Source organism: Streptococcus mitis bv. 2 str. SK95, from assembly GCF_000222705.1.
Lineage (GTDB): Bacteria > Bacillota > Bacilli > Lactobacillales > Streptococcaceae > Streptococcus > Streptococcus mitis_AY.
The window spans coordinates 135,795-156,189 of the sequence record NZ_AFUB01000023.1; the positions used below are offsets into that span (position 1 = coordinate 135,795).

24 protein-coding genes are annotated in these 20,395 nt (G+C 41.5%); 3 read left to right on the forward strand and 21 right to left on the reverse strand.

The genetic code is table 11. The features are described 5' to 3' along the window. Nucleotides 1-7: 7 nt before the first annotated feature. The 8 genes from HMPREF9965_RS06105 to cdaA form a co-directional block, all read right to left on the reverse strand. Complete coding sequence (locus HMPREF9965_RS06105; RefSeq protein ID WP_001279086.1) at nucleotides 8-1,879, reverse strand: ABC-F family ATP-binding cassette domain-containing protein; 1,872 nt, start codon at nucleotides 1,877-1,879, stop codon at nucleotides 8-10. After that, the gene (locus tag HMPREF9965_RS06110) at nucleotides 1,876-3,075 is read right to left on the reverse strand and encodes a CCA tRNA nucleotidyltransferase (RefSeq protein ID WP_080566871.1); all 1,200 of its coding nucleotides are present in this window, start codon (nucleotides 3,073-3,075) and stop codon (nucleotides 1,876-1,878) included. The genes HMPREF9965_RS06105 and HMPREF9965_RS06110 overlap by 4 nt, the downstream gene beginning before the upstream one ends. After that, on the reverse strand, nucleotides 3,072-3,839 hold the full coding sequence (dapB, locus tag HMPREF9965_RS06115) for a 4-hydroxy-tetrahydrodipicolinate reductase (RefSeq protein ID WP_000027883.1): 768 nt from the start codon (nucleotides 3,837-3,839) through the stop codon (nucleotides 3,072-3,074). Before dapB ends, HMPREF9965_RS06110 begins: the two co-directional genes overlap by 4 nt. A gap of 39 nt (nucleotides 3,840-3,878) precedes the next feature. Beyond that, nucleotides 3,879-4,727 (reverse strand): DegV family protein, encoded by an 849-nt coding sequence (locus HMPREF9965_RS06120; RefSeq protein WP_000762153.1) that lies wholly within the window; start codon nucleotides 4,725-4,727, stop codon nucleotides 3,879-3,881. 2 nt (nucleotides 4,728-4,729) lie between these two features. Then, entirely contained in the window at nucleotides 4,730-5,104 is a 375-nt protein-coding gene (locus HMPREF9965_RS06125; protein ID WP_001050090.1) for a DUF1149 family protein, read from the reverse strand. Nucleotides 5,105-5,177: 73 nt separating this feature from the next. Continuing rightward, complete coding sequence (gene glmM / locus HMPREF9965_RS06130; protein ID WP_000521453.1) at nucleotides 5,178-6,530, reverse strand: phosphoglucosamine mutase; 1,353 nt, start codon at nucleotides 6,528-6,530, stop codon at nucleotides 5,178-5,180. A gap of 30 nt (nucleotides 6,531-6,560) precedes the next feature. Then, nucleotides 6,561-7,346 (reverse strand): CdaR family protein, encoded by a 786-nt coding sequence (locus HMPREF9965_RS06135; RefSeq protein WP_001230927.1) that lies wholly within the window; start codon nucleotides 7,344-7,346, stop codon nucleotides 6,561-6,563. Continuing rightward, entirely contained in the window at nucleotides 7,333-8,190 is an 858-nt protein-coding gene (cdaA, locus tag HMPREF9965_RS06140) for a diadenylate cyclase CdaA (RefSeq protein WP_001010979.1), read from the reverse strand. Before cdaA ends, HMPREF9965_RS06135 begins: the two co-directional genes overlap by 14 nt. A 136-nt stretch (nucleotides 8,191-8,326) precedes the next feature. Between cdaA and HMPREF9965_RS06150 the strand changes: the two genes are divergently transcribed. Further along, the gene (locus HMPREF9965_RS06150; RefSeq protein WP_000081026.1) at nucleotides 8,327-9,295 is read left to right on the forward strand and encodes an NAD(P)/FAD-dependent oxidoreductase; all 969 of its coding nucleotides are present in this window, start codon (nucleotides 8,327-8,329) and stop codon (nucleotides 9,293-9,295) included. Between the two features lie 47 nt (nucleotides 9,296-9,342). On the opposite strand, the gene HMPREF9965_RS06155 is transcribed toward HMPREF9965_RS06150, so the two are convergent. From HMPREF9965_RS06155 to HMPREF9965_RS06180, 6 genes are read right to left on the reverse strand one after another with little or no spacing between them, the layout of a single operon-like run. Then, nucleotides 9,343-9,645: a hypothetical protein gene (locus HMPREF9965_RS06155; RefSeq protein WP_000362940.1), complete on the reverse strand. Its 303-nt coding sequence runs from the start codon at nucleotides 9,643-9,645 to the stop codon at nucleotides 9,343-9,345. 5 nt (nucleotides 9,646-9,650) lie between these two features. Further along, nucleotides 9,651-10,055: a hypothetical protein gene (locus tag HMPREF9965_RS06160; RefSeq protein ID WP_000410985.1), complete on the reverse strand. Its 405-nt coding sequence runs from the start codon at nucleotides 10,053-10,055 to the stop codon at nucleotides 9,651-9,653. Continuing rightward, on the reverse strand, nucleotides 10,037-11,287 hold the full coding sequence (locus tag HMPREF9965_RS06165; protein ID WP_000588719.1) for an Mbeg1-like protein: 1,251 nt from the start codon (nucleotides 11,285-11,287) through the stop codon (nucleotides 10,037-10,039). Before HMPREF9965_RS06165 ends, HMPREF9965_RS06160 begins: the two co-directional genes overlap by 19 nt. Then, complete coding sequence (locus tag HMPREF9965_RS06170; protein ID WP_000748673.1) at nucleotides 11,280-11,678, reverse strand: DUF1310 family protein; 399 nt, start codon at nucleotides 11,676-11,678, stop codon at nucleotides 11,280-11,282. The genes HMPREF9965_RS06165 and HMPREF9965_RS06170 overlap by 8 nt, the downstream gene beginning before the upstream one ends. 47 nt (nucleotides 11,679-11,725) lie before the next feature. Next, complete coding sequence (locus HMPREF9965_RS06175) at nucleotides 11,726-11,950, reverse strand: hypothetical protein (RefSeq protein ID WP_000193303.1); 225 nt, start codon at nucleotides 11,948-11,950, stop codon at nucleotides 11,726-11,728. Further along, nucleotides 11,947-12,321 (reverse strand): DUF1310 family protein, encoded by a 375-nt coding sequence (locus tag HMPREF9965_RS06180; RefSeq protein WP_029745829.1) that lies wholly within the window; start codon nucleotides 12,319-12,321, stop codon nucleotides 11,947-11,949. Before HMPREF9965_RS06180 ends, HMPREF9965_RS06175 begins: the two co-directional genes overlap by 4 nt. Before the next feature lie 392 nt (nucleotides 12,322-12,713). Between HMPREF9965_RS06180 and HMPREF9965_RS13160 the strand changes: the two genes are divergently transcribed. Together HMPREF9965_RS13160 and HMPREF9965_RS06185 are read left to right on the forward strand one after the other, a co-directional pair. Next, nucleotides 12,714-12,863 carry a hypothetical protein gene (locus HMPREF9965_RS13160; protein ID WP_001030862.1) on the forward strand — a complete coding sequence of 50 codons (150 nt, stop codon included), beginning with the start codon at nucleotides 12,714-12,716 and terminating at the stop codon, nucleotides 12,861-12,863. Nucleotides 12,864-13,004: 141 nt separating this feature from the next. Next, nucleotides 13,005-13,184, forward strand: coding sequence for a hypothetical protein (locus tag HMPREF9965_RS06185; RefSeq protein ID WP_001233348.1), 180 nt, complete (start codon nucleotides 13,005-13,007; stop codon nucleotides 13,182-13,184). Between the two features lie 99 nt (nucleotides 13,185-13,283). Here HMPREF9965_RS06185 and HMPREF9965_RS06190 read toward each other — a convergent pair whose 3' ends face one another. Genes HMPREF9965_RS06190 through HMPREF9965_RS06225 form a run of 7 tightly spaced genes read right to left on the reverse strand, consistent with a single transcriptional unit; the run spans nucleotide 13,284 to nucleotide 20,390 of the window. Continuing rightward, complete coding sequence (locus HMPREF9965_RS06190; RefSeq protein WP_000739157.1) at nucleotides 13,284-14,285, reverse strand: GH25 family lysozyme; 1,002 nt, start codon at nucleotides 14,283-14,285, stop codon at nucleotides 13,284-13,286. 4 nt (nucleotides 14,286-14,289) lie between these two features. Further along, nucleotides 14,290-14,622, reverse strand: coding sequence for a phage holin (locus HMPREF9965_RS06195; protein WP_001186134.1), 333 nt, complete (start codon nucleotides 14,620-14,622; stop codon nucleotides 14,290-14,292). Further along, nucleotides 14,606-15,058 (reverse strand): phage holin family protein, encoded by a 453-nt coding sequence (locus HMPREF9965_RS06200; RefSeq protein ID WP_001153630.1) that lies wholly within the window; start codon nucleotides 15,056-15,058, stop codon nucleotides 14,606-14,608. The genes HMPREF9965_RS06195 and HMPREF9965_RS06200 overlap by 17 nt, the downstream gene beginning before the upstream one ends. A gap of 11 nt (nucleotides 15,059-15,069) precedes the next feature. Continuing rightward, on the reverse strand, nucleotides 15,070-15,678 hold the full coding sequence (locus HMPREF9965_RS06205) for a hypothetical protein (RefSeq protein WP_000996834.1): 609 nt from the start codon (nucleotides 15,676-15,678) through the stop codon (nucleotides 15,070-15,072). Further along, nucleotides 15,668-15,877: a hypothetical protein gene (locus HMPREF9965_RS06210; RefSeq protein ID WP_001005194.1), complete on the reverse strand. Its 210-nt coding sequence runs from the start codon at nucleotides 15,875-15,877 to the stop codon at nucleotides 15,668-15,670. The genes HMPREF9965_RS06205 and HMPREF9965_RS06210 overlap by 11 nt, the downstream gene beginning before the upstream one ends. Continuing rightward, a complete protein-coding gene (locus HMPREF9965_RS13340; protein ID WP_255264844.1) occupies nucleotides 15,874-20,028 on the reverse strand; it encodes a tail fiber domain-containing protein in 4,155 nt (1,384 codons plus the stop codon). The genes HMPREF9965_RS06210 and HMPREF9965_RS13340 overlap by 4 nt, the downstream gene beginning before the upstream one ends. A gap of 11 nt (nucleotides 20,029-20,039) precedes the next feature. Next, a complete protein-coding gene (locus HMPREF9965_RS06225; RefSeq protein WP_000113176.1) occupies nucleotides 20,040-20,390 on the reverse strand; it encodes a DUF6711 family protein in 351 nt (116 codons plus the stop codon). Between the last annotated feature and the right edge of the window lie 5 nt (nucleotides 20,391-20,395).

A 20,395-nucleotide genomic window follows, 5' to 3' on the forward strand; every position in this document is an offset into this window, starting at 1 on the left:
TATTCTTCTAGCTATCAAAGTCACTTAGATATTCAAAGCGTTCGTATTTTTCAAGGAGTGCTTCGTTTTTCTCATCCAGTTCTTTTTGGAGAGTAGCTAGCTTACCAAAGTCAGAACCATTAGCCTGCATTTCCTCTTCAATAGCAGCGATACGATTTTCTAAGGCCTCAATATCTGCTTCAATACTTGCCCACTCCTGCTTTTCTTGGTAGGTCATACGCTTCTTGTCTTCACGAACTTTGACCGCTTTCTCTTTTTCGGCCTTTTGAACTTGACTTGCTGTTTCTTCTTCAAAGGCCTTTTCATCAAGATAATCGGTATAATGACCAAAGAAAGTACGAATGTTACCATCTTCAAAAGCGAGGATTTTTGTTGCTACCTTATCCAGAAAATAACGGTCGTGGCTGACTGTTAAAACGGGACCTGCAAAGCCCTGCAAGAAATTCTCCAAGACTGTCAAAGTCGCAATGTCTAGGTCATTGGTCGGCTCGTCCAAGAGGAGAACATTTGGTTTTTCCAAGAGAAGTTTAAGGAGATAGAGTCGTTTTTTCTCGCCACCAGATAACTTCTCAATCAAGGTTCCATGTGTCGAACGTGGAAAGAGGAATTGCTCTAGCAACTCAGCGATGGAAGTCGTAGAACCACCACTGGTCTTAACCTCTTCTGCTACTTCCTGCAGGTAATTGATAACCCGTTTGCTTTCATCCAACCCTTCGATTTGTTGAGAGAAATAGGCGATACGGACTGTTTCACCGATGATGACTTGACCTGCTGTCGGCTCAAGACTTCCTGCAATCAGATTGAGAAGAGTTGATTTTCCAACACCATTATCCCCAACGATTCCAATGCGGTCTTTGGCTTGCACCAAGAGATTAAAATCTTGTAAAATAGGCTTGTTCTCATAGGCGAAGGAAACATCTTTAAACTCGATGACCTTCTTGCCAATCCGACTGGTTTCAAAGTTCATGGTCAAGTCTGTCTCAGTAACGCCGCCTGAAACTTCTTTTTTCAAGTCATGGAAACGATTGATACGGGCTTGTTGCTTGGTCGCACGCGCTTGCGGTTGTCTGCGCATCCAGGCCAATTCTTGTTTGTAGAGTTGTTCTTTTTTGTGAAGGAGAGCGGCATCGCGTTCATCCTGTTCGGCTTTGAGGCGAACATAGTCCTGGTAATTGCCCTGATACTCGGTCAAGCCTGCTCGGTCCAACTCGAAAATCCGCGTTGACAGTGCATCTAAAAAATAGCGATCGTGGGTGATAAAGAGAACCGTCTTCTTGGAATTTTTCAAAAAAAGGGTCAACCACTCGATGGTCGCAATGTCCAGATGGTTGGTTGGCTCATCCAGTAGCAAGAGATCGTGGTCTCCAAGAAGAACTTGCGCCAACTGGACCCGTCTTCTCAGACCACCTGACAATTCACCAACTGGAGTCGACAAGTCCTGAATCCCTAGCTTGCTGAGAACGGTCTTGACCTGACTCTCGATTTCCCAAGCTTGGAGAGAATCCATCTCCGCCATGACCCGTTCCAAACGAGCCTGCTTGTCCTCGCTATAGTTGAGCATGATCAACTCATACTCACGAATCAGCTGAATCTCTTTGAGGTCGCTGGATAGAACCGTATCCAAAACTGTCTTACTATCATCGAATTCTGGATCCTGGGTCAAATAGCCAATCTTGTAGTCATTCTTAGCTGAAAAGGGACTAACATCGCCATCAAAACCAGAAACGCCTGAAAGGACGTCAAAAAGAGTAGTCTTTCCTGTACCGTTGACACCAATCAGACCGATTCTGTCCAAATCATGGATGATAAAAGAAATATCTTTAAAAACGGTCTTGTCACCGACGGATTTACTTAGTTTTTCAACAATAAAATCACTCATTTTTTCTCCCTCAGGTAAGCATGGATAGCTTGACGATTATTTTCCAATTCTCCATCGACAATGGCAAACTCAATCTCTGTTAAAATCTCTCCTAAATCTGGACCAGGTTGGTAAGCATATTCCTTGATTAAAATACCACCGTTAATCTTGATTTCTTTCTTATCATGAATGGTCAAACTCTGGTAAGTTTCAGTGATGGCTTGTGGATTGACTTCTTTTCCTTGGGCCTGACGAAGCCTTTCAGCTTGTAGTAGGGAATCCAAGTCAAAGCGGTAACAATCGCGCTTGCTCAACTCTCCTTCTTCTCGCAAAGCCAAAATGGTCAGCAAATCCTGAACCTGCTTGGCAAATTGACGTGAGGTCTTCCAATGTTTCAAAAATGGCTGTGCATCTTTAATCTCCAAAGTCCACAATAGAGCCGCCCAGGCTTGCTCAGAAGACTCAAAGGTGAAATCCGCCTCTAAATCAAACAATTTTTGAAGCTTTTCTCGACTGACTGCCATATCAGGGAGATAATCATAAGCTTGACTCTCAATCATGGAAGACAGGCCAACTCGCCAAAAAGGTGCCAGCAAGAGTTTATCAAACTCAACGAAGGTGCGCTCCACAGAAATCTTCTCCAAGAGGGGCGTCAAAGTCTTCATCGCTTCAAATGTTTCTCGCTCAAGTTCAAAACCAAGACTGGATTGAAAACGGAAACCACGCATAATCCGCAGAGCATCTTCGTTGAAACGCTCACTAGCAATTCCAACTGCTCGCAAAACTTGATTTTCTAAATCTTCTAAACCATGGAACAAGTCAATGATTTCGCCTGCTTCATCCAAGGCAAAAGCATTGACTGTAAAATCACGACGCTTGAGGTCTTCTTCTAGCGAACGCACAAAGGAAACCGCACTCGGTCTGCGATAGTCCACATAGACATCTTCAGTTCGAAAGGTGGTTACCTCATACTCCTCGTCCCCATCTAGGACCAAGATGGTTCCGTGCTCGATTCCGATATCTACAGTTCTTGGAAAGATTTTCTTGGTTTCCTCTGGATAAGAAGAGGTCGCAATATCCACATCATGGATGGGACGATTGAGGATGGCATCTCGGACAGAGCCTCCAACAAAATAGGCTTCAAAACCTGCTTCTTTAATTTTTTCTAATACTGGTAAAGCCTTCTGAAATTCAGAAGGCATTTGCGTTAATCTCATAATAAGTGTTCTAATCCATAGACAAGCTCATGACGCTTGACAACTTCTTTGATTCCCAAATTGACCCCTGTCATGAAGGAGCTGCGATCATAGGAGTCATGACGAAGGGTCAATCCTTCTCCCTGATTGCCAAAGATGACTTCCTGATGGGCTACCAAGCCAGGTAGACGGACTGAGTGGATGCGCATGCCATCAAAGTCTGCACCTCGGGCACCCGCAATCAATTCTTCCTCATCAGGCGCACCTTGTTGGATAGACTCTCGAACTTCCGCCATCAGCTCAGCCGTTTTAATGGCTGTTCCACTCGGAGCATCTTTTTTCTTGTCATGATGGAGCTCGATAATCTCCACATTTGGGAAATATTTGACAGCCTGCGCCGCAAATTGCATGAGCAAGACAGCTCCCAAGGCAAAGTTAGGGGCAATCAAGCCACCCAAATCTTGTTCACGGGAAAATGCTTTTAGTTCTGTAATTTCTTCACTAGTAAAGCCTGTTGTTCCTACGACAGGAGCAAAGCCATTTTCAAGAGCAAAACGTGTATTTTCGTAGGCAACGGCTGGTGTAGTAAAATCTACCCAGACATCCGCTTCAAAACCAGCCAAGTCAGTCTTATCATTGAAGACAGGAATTCCCTGCCATTCTGACTCAGACTCAAAAGGATCCAAAACTGCGACCAAGTCCAAGTCGGGATCAGCCAAGACCATCTGGCAGGCAGCTTGGCCCATCTTTCCCTTAAAACCGGCAATAATTACTCGAATACTCATCTCTACTCCTATTTAAGATACAAATCCTGTAAGAACAATCTAGACGATTGGTGTATAGCTCAAGGCGATACTGCCTTCTCCAAGGTGGGTCCCAATGACACTACCAAAGCTAACAATTGGGATCTCAGAATTCACATCACTCTCAATCAAAAGTTGGCGTAAATCTGCCGCCTTTTGAGGAGCGTTCCCATGAATGACTGTAATACGGTAGTCCCCATCTTTTGTCAACTCTTTAATGATTTCCACCAAACGTTTGGTTGCCTTCTTTTCCGTACGAACTTTTTCGTAAACTTCAATCACCCCTTGGTCATTAAAGTAGAGGATAGGCTTGATACTGAGGAGATTCCCTAAGATGGCTGCCCCATTTGACAAACGTCCTCCCTTAACCAAGTGGTCGAGGTCATCTACTATGATAAAAGCTGAATTATCAGCAATTTGGATAGCCAACTTCTCCTGAATCCGAGCAAAATCATCGCCTTGTTCTGCCCATTTAAAGGCACTCTCTACCATAAATCCTAGAGGGAAGCTTGTAATATGGGTATCTGGAAAGGCAATGGTCAAGCCATCATACTCATCCAACATGTATTGGATATTCTGATAAAAGCCTGAAATTCCTGACGAAAGAAAGAGTCCCAAGACATGGGTATAACCTTGTCCTTTCAAGGAACTTAGAATCTCATCCAATTTGGCAATACTTGGTTGACTAGTTTTAGGCAATTCTGCAGACTGAGCCATTTTTTGATAAAATTCCTCAGCAATCAGATTGACACCTTCAACATACTCCTCCCCATCAATGTTGACAGGAATATCCAAGATAAAAAGATTCTCTCTTTGCAGCGTCTTCTCCTCTAAATAGGCTGAAGAATCTGTAATGACAGCTAATTTCATGACTAAAACTCCAAATTGATCCCTGGAAGATCCAAGGCGATTTCTGTTACTTCATACGTCAAACGGTTGAGCATGTTCAAGCATGGACGTGCCAAGTTTTCGACTTCTTCTTGGTTAAATTCGCTTGGTTCGTTGACAATACGACCTTCCACATGGTTAACTTGGGAAATCGTTCCGCTGATGACAAATTTGTCAAAGACAATCATGAAACTCAAGATAACGACAAGCGAAGTCACTTGGTTTTCTTGGTCATGTTGGAGCAACTGAAAGTTCACGTCTACCTTGGTTTCAGGGGCTCCATTTTCATTTTCCCATTCAAAGTTGCGAGCATCAAAATGATACTGGCTAACAAATTCTTGTTCTCGTTTAAGATTCATTTTTCTCTCCCATTGCTACAATTTACTATGCAATTGTACCACATTTTTATCATTTCATCTAGTTTTCTAGGCTTTAGTCAATTCCGATTTCATCTTTAACAACAGCAGCAATCGTATCTACGTAGTAGTTGACTTCTTCTGTTGTAGGGGCTTCTGCCATGACACGCAAGAGGGGTTCTGTTCCACTTGGGCGGACAAGGATACGACCGTTCCCTGCCATCTCTTCTTCCATCTTTTCGATGATTGTCTTGATGGCTGGTACTTCCATGGCCTTTTCTTTCATGGCATTTTCCACCCGGATATTGACCAGTTTTTGTGGGTAAATCGTTACTTCTGATGCCAGTTGAGACAAGCTCTTACCTGTTTCTTTCATGATTTTAGTCAATTGGACAGCTGATAATTGACCATCACCAGTTGTATTGTAGTCCATCAAGATAACGTGACCAGACTGTTCACCACCAAGGTTGTAGCCTGATTTTCTCATTTCTTCAACGACATAGCGGTCACCAACAGCAGTCACTGCCTTGTTAATACCAGCACTCTCCAAGGCCTTATGGAACCCAAGGTTAGACATAACCGTTGTCACGATGGTGTTTTGAGCCAACTGTCCTTTTTCAGAAAGGTATTTCCCGATGATGTACATGATCTTATCACCATCGACGATGTCGCCATTTTCATCGACAGCAATCAAGCGGTCACTGTCTCCGTCAAAGGCCAAACCAATAGCTGACTGGCTTTCTTTGACTAGTTCCTGGAGAGCTTCTGGGTGAGTTGAACCAACATTCAAGTTGATATTAAGACCATCTGGCGTCTCCCCGATAACTGTCAACTGGGCACCCAGATCAGCAAAAATCTGACGGGCACTTGTAGACGCTGCACCGTTTGCTGTGTCCAAGGCCACTTTCATTCCCTCAAGAGGAGCTCCAGTTGAAACAAGGTAGCCCTCGTACTTACGTAAGCCTTCTGGATAGTCCACTAAGGTTCCCAAGCCTTCGGCACTTGGACGAGGAAGAGTGTCTTCTGTAGCATCTAGCAAGGCTTCAATTTCTGCTTCTTTTTCATCATCAAGTTTGAAGCCATCTCCACCAAAGAACTTAATTCCATTATCAAGGGCTGGGTTGTGACTCGCTGAAATCATGACACCCGCACTAGCTCCCTCAGTTTTAACCAAATAAGCTACTGCTGGTGTTGCAAGGACACCGAGTTTGTAGACGTGAATTCCTACTGAGAGGAGACCCGCTACCAAGGCAGATTCTAGCATTTCTCCTGAGATACGTGTATCACGTCCTACAAAGACTTTAGGGGCTTCCGTTTCGTGTTGACTGAGGACATAACCTCCAAAACGACCCAATTTAAAGGCCAATTCTGGCGTCAATTCTACGTTTGCTTCTCCACGGACTCCATCAGTCCCAAAATATTTACCCATTTTATTTATCATCCTTTTCTACTATTTTGTTTATTCTTGTTTAGACGAGTCTGGTTTTGTTTCTGAACTCGTAGAAGACGAATTGCCCTCTGAGGAACTTGTTGACGAGTTACTCGAACTAGACGCTGCTGTTTTTGTTGTAATTTTCATAGTTGTGTCAAACGGCATAATGACACTTGGCAAGACATTACCATTTTTATCAACTGCTTGTAGAGGAACAGAAGCCGAGTAGTTACCCGTTATCCGTTCACTCGTCGGTAAGATGGCAATGACACGATCTACTTTGGAGAGGGTTTCCTCATCACTAATAACCGTTACTTTTTCATCTGACACAGTAACTGTATCGATTTTCACACGAGAATCAATCTGGCTAGGATCAATCTCAGGCACAACGATTACATTGCCTCGTTTTGCTTTTTTACCGACCTTCACTGTTATCTTTTGCGGTGTTGCAACAGCGGTCAAACCACTTGGTAGATTTTCTATGTTTAGAGGAACTTCGATGGTCCCTACACTGGCATTGGTTAAGTCAGCTGTCACCTTGAATTTACGCGTACTTTCCTGCATTTCGCTTGCCAAAGCAACTCGATTGGAACCTGTCAAGAAAACCGTTACTTCTGACGTAAAGCCACTAATAAAGTACTGATCACTGTCATAGTGGATATCAATTGGTACATTGAGTACTGTATTGGTATAGGTTTCCGTCCGCACCTGTCTGGCACTATTACTATTCTGATAGTTCGTAGAAGTCGCATAGATAAAGAGAATGCAGGCGAAAAAGAAGGAAGAAATAATATAAAGACTATTTTTTCTCATGTTTCAATCCTCCTAGCAAGCGCTCTTTCAGACCATGTTTTTCCTCTGATGTTGGAAGCAGGATTCTTCTCAGTTCAGATTCAAACTCTTCAAAGGTCAAATCGTGCTTAAAGACTCCATTATAGGTGATTGAGATTCCACCTGTTTCCTCCGAAACCACAAAGGTAAGAGCATCTGATACTTCCGACAAACCAATCGCCGCCCTATGCCGTGTTCCAAACTCTTTGGAAATCTCTGTATTTTCAGTTAGTGGCAAGTAGGCTGAAGTAACAGCAATCCGATCTTCTCGGATAATGACCGCTCCATCGTGCAAGGGAGTGTTAGGAATAAAAATATTGATGAGCAATTCAGCTGAAATCTTGGCATCTAGGGGAATCCCCGTCGAGATGTATTCCTGTAAAGTTCTCACTCGCTGAACAGCTACCAGAGCACCAATCTTACGCGGGCTCATGTATTCGACTGATTTCACAAAGGCACGAATCATCTGCTCTTCTGCACTAATCGGAGCATTGGAAAAGAAATCCGTTGCCCGACCCAACCGCTCTAGACCCGTCCGAATCTCTGGTGAAAAGATGACCACCGCTGCGATGACCCCGTAGGTGATGATCTGATTGATCAACCAGGAAATGGTCGTTAAACCAATCATATTAGAGAGAATCTGGGCTAGAATGAAGACCAAAACTCCCCGAACTAAGATCATGATTTTGGTACCTGCAATGGCCTTTGTAAAATGATACAAAATATAAGTCACAATGAGAATATCAATCAGATTGATGACTATAGTCCAAGGGCTTGAAAACAAACTCGTCCAGTATTGCAAGTTGGAAAATTGCTGAAAATTCATCCCTAGTTCCCTCCCTATCAAAACACGTTCCGTCCTATTATACCATTTTCTAACAATTTTTTCCCTATCCTGCTTCATTTTAATTTGATTAAAAATATGATAAAATAAACTGACTAGAAAAAACGAAGGAGAAATCATGTCTCAACTCTATGATATTACCATTGTAGGTGGCGGTCCTGTCGGCCTCTTTGCTGCCTTTTACGCCCACCTACGCCAAGCCAAAGTCCAAATCATCGACTCTCTTCCCCAGCTCGGTGGCCAACCAGCCATCCTCTACCCTGAAAAGCAAATCCTTGATGTGCCAGGTTTTCCAAACTTAACTGGAGAAGAGTTGACCAATCGCTTGATTGAACAGCTAAACGGCTTTGAAACACCTGTTCATCTCAACGAAACCGTTCTTGAGATTGAAAAACAAGATGAAGGATTTGCCATTACAACCTCTAAAGGTAGCCACCTGACTAAAACAGTTATCATTGCCATGGGTGGTGGTGCCTTTAAACCACGGCCACTCGAATTAGATGGTGTTGAGGACTATGAAAATATCCACTACCACGTTTCCAACATTCAACAATACGCAGGCAAGAAAGTGACCATCCTTGGTGGCGGGGACTCAGCAGTGGACTGGGCTCTGGCTTTTGAAAAGATTGCCCCAACTACTCTCGTTCACCGTCGAGATAATTTCCGCGCCTTGGAACATAGTGTGCAAGCCTTGCAAGAATTATCTGTGACCATCAAGACACCGTTCGTCCCTAGCCAACTCCTTGGAGATGGAAAAACACTTGATAAACTGGAAATCACCAAAGTCAAATCTGATGAAGTCGAAACGATCGAAGTAGACCACATCTTTGTCAACTATGGTTTCAAATCATCTGTTGGCAATCTTAAAAATTGGGGTCTGGACCTCAACCGCCATAAGATTATCGTCAATAGCAAGCAAGAATCCAGCCAAGCTGGTATTTACGCTATCGGAGACTGTTGCTACTATGAAGGTAAAATTGATTTAATCGCGACAGGACTGGGCGAAGCTCCAACAGCTGTTAACAATGCCATTAACTACATTGACCCAGAACAAAAAGTTCAACCAAAACACTCGACCAGTTTATAAGAAAAGAACCACGGATCAACGATTCGTGGTTTTTAAGTTTCCTATTTTTACTCCTCCAACACTTTCTCGTATTCTTTCTTTTTGCTATCTATGGTCTCAATAACTTTTGAGGCAAACTCGCCCTTCATAGATACATCTATTTTATTATTTACCGCACTTAGACTTCCTTGGATACTATTAATGGTTAAACGAGTATTTTTCTTAGCTTCTTGCTTGATTTGATTAATTTCATACTTTTTAGCAGGAGCCAATATCTGCCTAACAAATAAACGCTCGATTTCTTTTTCTATTTCACGAAAACCATCATCCGCACCAGAAACAAAATCAAATATATAATTAAATAAATCCATCTGCGTTACTCTCTTTTATCTTGTATTTGTCTTTGTTTAGCCAGAATTTGAGTTAGTTCTTCATCAAGCTCACGGTATTCACGACTATATTTCTGTTTAGCATTACTTTCTTCTGTTTCTAGCTGATCAAGTCTTTTTCTATATGCTAAATCCATTTGCTGACTATAATCTGTAGCCAGTTGATTCAGCTGATAGTGTAGCATAGAAGTGTCTCCTTCTATCTGACTCAGCATATGACTTGCTACTGTATGCTTTTCCTCAAGCATCCGATGCAAATCATTCAATCTATAATCACACTCTTCTTTTTCATTCTCTATCTTTTTACGTGAGTGATAATAGTCTTCCTCCAATTCTTCTAATTGCCGTCTCTTTTTCCAAATCTCTTGGTCTATCATGTCAATTTTTTCCATTGTCTAAATTTTTCAGCCAACTCCTTATCTGTTTCTAATTTCTTTTGGATACCTTTCTTGGTCTGAGTTTCTAAATCTATACAATCTTTTTCCAATTGAGACACCTTATCAACAACTGGATCTAATAGTTTCTCAATAACCCCGATAGTTGTTTCATAGGTAGCTCCTCCTTCTATATATGCATTTTCCATCTCTGATGGACTAAGGATAAAGCCCCAAGGGACTTGTCTACGGGAAGCAAATACTTTTCTTGCATCTTCTACTGCTTCATCTCTTATACTTTTGATGATACTTTTCCCCTCTGTAGACATTAGACTGATGCTTGCTGCTGCAATACCTGCTTGCTCCGAATCTAGGAACAATTGCTCTTCCTTTGTATAACCACCTTCTGATAGTTTCTCCTTGAGTAGTGTATAGTTATCCATCTGGAGTAAATAGTCATTATAAATGACCGTACTGGTGTTTGACAGTATTTTGATCTTCCCATTTTTATCCAGCTGGTAGCCATAAGTCATGTGTTGGTTCACAAAGTCTTCTTTTGTACTATCCACGTAATAAACTAAGCCAACCGATCCGATACTTCCCTTGACCATATCCCTACCAACCATACTGATAGGATCATCTGGATCAGCATAGTTATGGATCCTCGTCTTAATAGAGTCTACAACTTTCCTTTGTTCAGGGCTTAGTATCCTATAGACATCCGGCCCATTATAGATATAAGCCTGTTGGATACGTTTGACTTGGTCTGCCTGTAGGGCAGCCATAGAATACTGAGCATCCATAGAACCGAGTGAATGTCCATAGACATTAATTTTGGCATTGGGATATTTTTCCATGATGTCTTTTAATGCTCTTGCAGAAGCCTTTAGCTGTTCGGTAGACTTGTCTTGATAGCTAGGGTCTTTTTGCAACATAATTCTCTTGGCTATAACTGCATCGTTTTCTGCCCAGTCATTCCAGAAATCCGCTGTTTCTTCCCAAAAATGATCTGGACCCGTAGAACCACGAAAAAGGACCGTTACTTCCTGTACCTTATCAGCTTTTTCATTGGGATTTTTTACAACTGCATAAACCTGCTCCCCCGCTCCTGTAGTATTGTTGTATACTTGGGTGACAGTGCCAATTTGATCTCCACTTTGAGTTTTCACAACATGATCTAAATCCATTTCAGAGTCATACTCTGTCATTGCTATTTGAAGATTTTTATCATTTACATAGTCCTTAATCATTTTTTCCTTCTTCCAAAATCCTGCTTAGGTCACCAGTATATCCATAGTATGCAGTACTATAGGTACCATCTCCATTATCTATTAAGTTAAAATTCATCCTAAGATCTTTTTTCCCGTTCAAAAATAAACGTACCATTAAACCTCCCATTGGATTATAGGAAAGTTTTTCTTTATCAATTTCATAACTCTTAATGATACCCTCTTCGGTCAGTGCTTTGGGATCTTCTTTCTTCAAATATTCTTCATAAACCTTTCTCGCCTCATCGCTGGTCGCGATGGCAATCATTTCTTGTTTCTTTTGATATTGGTGCATGCTACAACCTCCTACTGCGATTCCAATTACTGCTAAAATACTGATTAAAATAATCATACTTTTTTTAGATTTTTTCATGGCGCCTCCTTTATGCTATCCTATCAATAAATTAGGGACTAACTTACTCATAGTATCGCATAATTTTCCTCTACATCCTCAGCATTTTCATCAGGATTTTTTACAACGGCATAAACCTGCTCGCCCGCTCCTGTGGTATTGTTGTAGACTTGGGTGACAGTGCCAAGTTCTCTTTCATATTGGTCATATAAAGTTCTTTCCTCGCCCATATTATCCTGATACTCTGCCATTGCAGTTTGAAGGTTATTTTCTTTAATATAATTTTGTGTCATTCATTATTTCCTTTCAAAAGTTTGGATAATTTTGGTGAAGTAGAATAATATGCTGAATGGTATGAACCATCTTTGTTTTCAATCAAATTATAATTTATATTTAATTCATTATCTTTGTTGATAACCACCGAAACCATCAATCCTCCCATTGGATTATAATCTAAGCTACTTTCATCAACAACATAATCCTGGATGACACCTGCATTAGTAAATGCATTAGGATCTTTCGATTTCATAAAATGTTCATAAACCTTCTTCGCCTCATCGCTGGTCGCGATGGCAATCATTTCTTGTTTCTTTTGGTATCGGTGCATGCTACAACCTCCTACTGCTATTCCAATTACTGCTAAAATACTGATTAAAATAATCATACTTTTTTTAGTTTTTTCATGGTGCCTCTTTTGTGCTACAGTATAACTTATCTATAGTATACCATAGATTATGGGGTTGGCTTCCTTTAAAATTCTTCTCACATATTTACTAACTTCAAGAAAAACAACCACGGATTGAATAATTCGTGGTTTTATAGTTCATCTGCTTTCAGAAATACTATTACATATATTTACATCAAGTTCCGATACCTTAAAAATCAGCTATATTTTTAGCTCTAAAATAATTGTTTTTACATCATTTTACAGAGATTTACGACATTTTTGCCCCTTTTTTGCCCCCCTATTTTTTCAAAAAAACTTTATCAAAATGCTTGACTTTCTCGGTGTACCGTGATATAATGTAATCAAGATAAGGAAAGGAGGTGAGGAAGTTGAACAAAGAAGATTGGCTTAGGTTACTTGAAAAGGCGATAGACAATATCCCTGAAACAGTAACAGCTATCGCAAGTCTGGTGACCGCAATAACGGTCGCAAGGCAAAACAAAAAGCGTAAACCCAAATTCCGGCAAAAGAAAAGGTAAACGCTAAGAGGTAGGGGCGCAAGCCCCTTACACCTCTATTTTATCAAATGAAAAGAGGAAAAGCAATGGTTAGTGCAATAGCTATTTTTATAATTGTGGTCAATGTATATATCTATCTAAAAAATAAAAAGGACAAATAATATGAGAAAAGTTATTCAAGAATTACTTAACAGTTCTATTTCTACATCTGCTATTTCGCAAGGCTCTGGAGTTCCGTGGACTACTGTTTCTGATCTCAGAAAAGGAAAAACAAGCATGGACAAAATGGCACTTCTCACAGCAGAAAAACTTTATGAATTTGCTACAGCTGATAAGCAGTGATTTCGGTCACTGCTTTTATTATTGCAAACAAAAAAGCCCACAAGCACAAGCCTGCGGGCTGTTAAGAAGAAAAATAGAATCTCCTTTCTTTATTTAAATTTATTTTGTAGTAATCAAGCCATCAGGCTTGATTGTAAATGCTGGTTTATCTGAGCGGCTACCATCTTCGTTGACGTAGTACCAGCCACCTTCAACTTTAACAAGTTCTTCTGAAGACATTTCGCCGTTCTCTTCTTTGAGATGGTATAGTTTATCCTTGTATTGAACCCAACCAGTGACCATTGCTCCTGAAGCATCAAGATAGTACCATTTACCATTCACAAGCACCCAACCAATGGCCATGGCGCCATTTTCTTTGAGATAATACCATTTACCATCATCCTTCAACCAGCGAGAAGCTATTGAATAACCTCTCTCGTTGAAGTAATACCAGGTACCATCGATCTTTTCCCATTCTTCTTTTGGATAAGATCCGTCAGGATATTCATACCACCATCCGGTATCATTCTTTTTCCATTTGGGTTTAGCTTCTTCGTCATCTAGTAAAACAATGTTTTTGTCGTACGGATTTGAAGAATATTGCCACCATCGAATCCCATCCATGCTAGGAAAATATTCAAAATCAGCTGTACCATCATTCAAACCATAGCCTGCAATCCAAAGGCTATTTGGAAATTTTGCAAGAATCTGCTCATAATAGATATTATTGAGCGTGAATGGCTTGTAGCTGTAATAGATTGGCTCGTAGCCATTTTCTTTGAGGATTTCCATAAAGCGAATACAAGCATCTGTATTTGCCTGTTTATCTCCGCTAGCATGATCTTCGTAATCAAGACACAAGTATTTTACTTTTTGAGGTACATTATCAAGGAAGTAGCGTGCCTCTCGTTCGGCTTCTTCGATGTCACCACCAAACCAAGCAAAATGATAGAAGCCAATCGGATTGGACTGCTCTATTTGAGCATGTCGGCAAGGGTTTAGATAATTTGTACTTTCAGAAATTTTGATAATAGTGTTCTGTGTACCCATGTCAGCCAAAATACCTGTAATATCGTATCCATTGTGGCTAGATACGTCGATGAATAAGTCGTTTTTTTTCATTTGTTTATTCCCCTTTCCAGGCATCATTCATCTGCTTAACCGCTGACTCGACAAATGTATCAAGATCGCGGTCAGTCATACTGATATTGTATTTGGTAAGTTCAGCACGGATTTTAGTGCGAGCTTGTTCGAGCTTCTCTTCGCCTTTATAGCCAGTTTCAGAAGCGACCTGCTCCACGGCATTGACCGCATTTTTAGCCAAGATTTCAACAATCTTGATAGTCTTCTCTCCGCCTTTTTGAACAAGATAATCCTTAATGGTTTTGACTGCGATACCAGCCAAAATGACTAGGATGCTGATTGCTCCGTTTGCGATAATTTCATTGATTTGTTGCATTGTCTTTCTCCTCTACTTCTACTTTGTCTTTTTGGTCGATATTAACTAGTAATTGACCAAGTTTTTTTGCATTGTCTTTCTTAATCTGATTAATGTATGGTTTCAAAAATTCTGGAAATGCTAGTCCAATCATCTCCCAATTTTCAATTACTGAAAATAGATAATTGAACGAGAAGAACATCGTCCAAGCAATACCGAAGTTACGAAAACCAAGTGAACGTGAATACATAGCAACAAGTAAGATGACGAGAAATACAACGAAATGACGAATCAATCCCATCGTTCCTACCTTGCTATCAAAACGCTTAGTCTTAAATGCTTTGATGTAACCAGTCACAATATCCAATACCATCAACCAGAAAAAGAAATGGATATACGGACTATACGATAGGTTTTTTAGATGTTCAATTAGTTCATGAAATACTAAATCTTGCATACATCTCCTTTCTAATCAATTCGTGGCATTACCACTGTCAAAATACCCTTCTGCAACATCTCAGCAAGAGGTTGCTCTTTCCATGTGTAGCCTTCAGATGGTTGCATCTGGAATTTCAAGATGGTTTGTGTCTCCTTCGGCCACTTCGGATTCGTGTCGTAAGGGTAAGGCATCGATACGATATCACCGTTCACATAGCGACGGTCCTTGACAAGTGGTTTGATGAACTGCGCAACCTTGCTATAGGTGTTCGTTGACATGCCACCATTCTGGCCAATCGCAAGCGCAATGAGAACCTCAGTAATCGCTGATACGCTATCAATGTTCTCTTTGTTAGCTGAAAGGCCTGTCTTAGCTTTTGCCAAAGATTGCACTACTTGTTCAATCTCAGCTTGCGCCTTCACGATTGCTGAACCTGGGTCCAACTCAGATTTCAGGATATCCAATACTGCTTGAATCAAGACATCCTCTTGCTCATTCGTACGGTCTCCTGTTAGCTCACGCATATTCGTACTGTATCGATTACCCTCAGACAGACGAATTTCTACTACGGTCGCCACATTTTCGCCAAAGCCACGAGTATAGGGTTTGCTTGCTAGTTCATAATTGTTAATTGCCATTTGTCATTTTTCCTTTCACTTCTTCAAATTTTGTTTTGAGCTCTTCGTCAGATTCGATGATTCGTTTCATCTGCTCGAGTTCCATAGCAGTTACTGTATAGAGGGCTTCGAGCGTTGCTGACTGAGTAGCCTCATTACCGACTTTTTCACCTAACGATTTGATCGCTAAACTGCTGATTTGTTTGTCTTGTTCGTTCATGTTTTCTCCAATTTTTCTATTTTTTGATTAAGTTCTTGAATGGCCTTGATTAAGTAAGGCACGAGAGCAAATGTGTTGTAAGAGTATGCGCCGTCAGGATTCTCAAAGAATGCTTCAGGAGCGTACTTCTGGACATCCTGCGCCATGATACCGCAAGCGATATCTTCGATTTTACCATCGTACTTTTTGCGATAGCTGTACGTCTTCAAGTTTTCGACTACATCGAGACCTGAGACTGTACTATCTTCGATATTGTGCTTATATCGACGGTCTGAGATTTCTTTATTCATTGGGATCCAATCGTAACCAGAACCGCTGTAATAAAGGTAAAGATAGTTATTAGAAGGCTCGAAATTTGAGTATTTAGACGAGTGAATCCAGTAACCAGATTTACCTGAATTTTCATTGTTGTAGAAAATATGACCGGTTACTTTTAAATCTCCGTGAATAATTGGAGTATTCCAAAATTCAGCGCGATTATAACAATACATTTGACCTGTATGCTTAACGAACCAAGCGTAGTCACCAGGATATCCCCAATTGTTTCCCCAGTTGACCCACAAAGCCGTCTGTGACCAGTGACCAGAACCGTTACTCATACCGACTGAGAATTGATTTTGCCCAGTAATCCAGTATACGGATGAGTCTTTCTCGTGTGTACCAATCTGGAATCCGCCAATGCGGCCTTTGTAACCTTCAAGCAAAGTCGCCGTGACTACGACTGACCGAAGCTTGTTAATGAAGGCTTCTTTAGCTGCAAGCGTATCCGTGAAGATATCGCTTGAGACGAACATCCGAGCCATGGCCATATCCATGACCAGCTTATCAGCTGTGATAGAGTTTGCTCGCAGAATATCTGTGTTAAGAGTCGCAAATGCACCCTCACCAACAAACAAGCGCTTGAAGTAACCTTGAATAGCTGTCAGCTCATCAAGTAAGGTCTTACCCTTCAAACGAATCTTCTCCGCTTCAATCAAGATTTGATTGTTCGTCGCATTAATTTGAGAAATGATAGCACCTGCGCTAGTCAAATTTTGAAACGCAAACGAGCCAGCAAGTTGACTCTGAACCGTACGAATCGCTTCGTCTGTATCTTCAATAGCAGGACGTGTACTCATTGCAACGCTTCCCTCTTCTAATTGAGGAGCTAAAACATCGATATAGCTTCCTTTTGCACCATTTACTAAGTAAACATAGCCGATTGACAATTTTCCAGCTTTTTTTCGTTCGCTTGAAAATGTCAAATATGTCCATTTATCATCTTTCAAGATGAATTCTGGGCTTATACCTGTTGAATCGTCGCTCCACCAATAACTTTGTAATCTAACTCTCTGTCCAGCATTACCTTTTACCCAAACAGACATCGTATAGGTTCCTGGCATAATCTCAAATCCGTCCTGAGCAACGCCAATTTGACCTTTTGGATCACTAGAAATTATACGTACTGCTTTATTAAAACCAGATACAGGGCCATCTGAAACCTCAATTGTCCGAACACTTCCAGAGCCTGAGCCACGAAATGTCCCAGAATCCCATGAGCCTGAACCTACACGCATCTCTTTGATTCCTCTGATATAGTTTCGGCCACCTTTCGCAGCCTTCGAAACCTCAACCTGGAACAGCTGGTTAGTCAGAGCCATACGAGCGACATTGTTAGCAATTCCATTATCAGTATTGCCCAAAATTCGCTCATAGAGCTGACTAGTCTCTCTGACACGTTGGAAATCCGTTTGATTAGCCTTACCAGCAATTTGAGAGATAATATCCGCAAATCGTCCATCTACTGCTGTTTTGTAGGTCGCTATCTGAGTCGCTATCGAGCCATTTTGAGGGTTGGTGATAGCTTCAAACTTGCGTTCAATGCCTCGCACGTCTTCCTGATAGCTTGCCTTTCCGACAAAATCACGATTGACCAACTCACGTACAGCTGTCGCTTGCTTTGCGCTCTCTTCACGAGTGTAACGCTGCAAGGTTTCTTGTCGCTGGCCGTCTTGGCTGACATAGGTTTCAACCGTCGCCAATTTAGAAAATAGACCTTCAGCCGTCTTCTCAAATTCAGACTTAGCTACGACAAGGTCTGTCTTCCCATCTTCAGGAGCAGGCCCTGCATCTATACGAGTCGAACTTCTGGTCAATTCGACTTTACGAAATGCTACATGGCCAATCTCGCTATAACCCAGAATAATTCGCCAGAAATCGAAATTATCAGGCTTGGTCAGCGCTGGGATAGTGACTTGATAAGTCTGCCAGCTAGATGTGAGATTAAAATTGCCATTTATAATCTCAGGGTTACCAGGTGCTGTTCGATTAGCTCTTAATGACACCCAGACGTTTGGAGAACCAGAGTAACACATCGCTTGGAACGAAAGTGTGTATGTTTCGCCAATCTCTAAAACGAGAAGAGCTGTCGAACTCTTACCTGAAGCTTGACTTCCTTCTTTTGAATGAATTTGCATCTGTTTCCAGGTTTTTGTTGTGCCTTTTACGTGGTATTCACCGTTGATGATTTTCCAGTCGACAGGACTGCCATCCCCTTGGCTATACCTCCAAAGTCCTCTTGAAAAGTCGTAGTCTTCAGCATAATTCCGTCCCCCGACCTTCATCTTAGCGAAGGTCTGAGTCAGCCCATCGATGCCTTGTTTAACCTCTGATTTCGTCGCAAAGCCGTCCATTTGACCAGTCATTCGACTAAGGGCCTCTGTGGTCGTTCTGCGGTACTCAGAAGCTTGATTAACCTCACTTGTGACTGTTCGCTTCAGAGCGTCCAAGTCACCCGACAGAGCCGTCTGAACGCTTGTAGCTTGTGCCTTGAACTCTTCAAGCCTTGCAACAGAATCCAGACCAATCCGCTTCGCTTCATGAGCGAGCGAGATACTTGCGCCAGCATTTTGTAAGGCTTCTTCAATCCTGCGCTTGATTTCTTGCAGAGAACCATTGTTAAAACTACTAAAGCGCTGATCAATAGTGTCAGACAGCTCTCTCTTGACTTCTTCTGCTCGTGCTTTGGCAAGTTCGACTTGATCACTAAAATCTTTTTTGATTTTAGCGACCTTTTGGTCAAAACCTTTGTCTGCTTCTTCGATTTGGTTTTGGATTTGAGCTTCAAATTCGTTGAATTGCACAATCTTCTTCGTAATGGTTCCTGCGTATGAATACTGCGCATCATTGCCGGCCTTACTGTCTGCGCTGATACGACCACGAAGACCGCCTTTGAATGTAAATGATTGACTCAATACGGGCGATTTGAAGGTTTCGCCGGTGTTGGTCTTGATAGTCACCCATTCACCCACGTTAAGCAAGAGATGTCCCTGGTAATTCAAATTAAACGGATAATAGCGAATATCCTTGATTTTATGATAGAGATTATCCAAAATCGCTTGAGACATGAACAAATTATCCAATTCTAACGAGCGACCAGTGCGCATTCCGACCGTAAGTGTCTCTTTATCTTTCTTGCAAGTTATCCCTGCAATCTGATACTCGACTTCGCTTTTGGTCAATCCGTGCATAAAGTAGCTGTCTGCTGTGATCGTGATACCTGAGTCGGTCAACTCCTTGATTTCAAGTTTTCCTTCTCGATTGAAAAAACAAGACATCCCGAGCATTTGAGAGGCTAGACTCAAAACGTCTCTGAATGTCATTTTCTTTTCTTTAGGGATGCTTTCGATTCGGTAATTCATGGATGCAATATCCATGTTTTCGTTTGCAAGTTTTACACCTGTTTTTAGACAAATCTCTTTGATGACATGCCTGATTTCTGCTGGATAAGTCAAATCTGTGACATGTTCACGATTGAGTTTGAACATTCCGTCCATAAGATCGAGCTTGGTCGTTTTACGGTTCCGGTCAATTTCAATATCATTGATGAAGTATTCACCCATTTTGACCCATTCGTAGGCTCCGTCTACCAAAAGACCAATTTCAGGGTAAATCTTATCTAGTTTATTGAAAGTGGTAATGATGCTCGTAAAGACGATTTTAGCACTGCCTGCGCATGTTCCGCCGGGCTTATATGTGTCACCCTTGATATAGCCGTAATCAAAACTAGCCTCTTTGATATCACTTGACTGATACTGTCCTACTCTGATAGCAAGGGTGCGGTTCTTAGCAAACATTGCTTCATCGAATTTCTTACGTCTGAATATATCCATGTTTTACCACCCTACCTTTCTACCAGATTAAATTTAGCGCCTGACCAGGGCTTGAACTTCTCGGCAAACGAATAACTTGGAGCTGTTCTGTCCCCAACATAAAAAGTCTTTGTGACTTGCCCAGCCATAGGATCTGGATAAGACACCTCAAAAAATTCAGATGATACAGCATTTAAAAGCTGACTCATTTCATCTTGAGTCAGCATGCCCCATTCGCAATCTAATTTTCGCTTGGTCGTGATACGGTCACGGACCATGTCACCGTTAGCATTTCGGCCTGTTTCTCCGTCAATATCTTGGATACCGACTTGAAAAGATTTGGGAGGCTTAACAGCCACCCCATTGATAATTAAGCGTGCCATTTTAC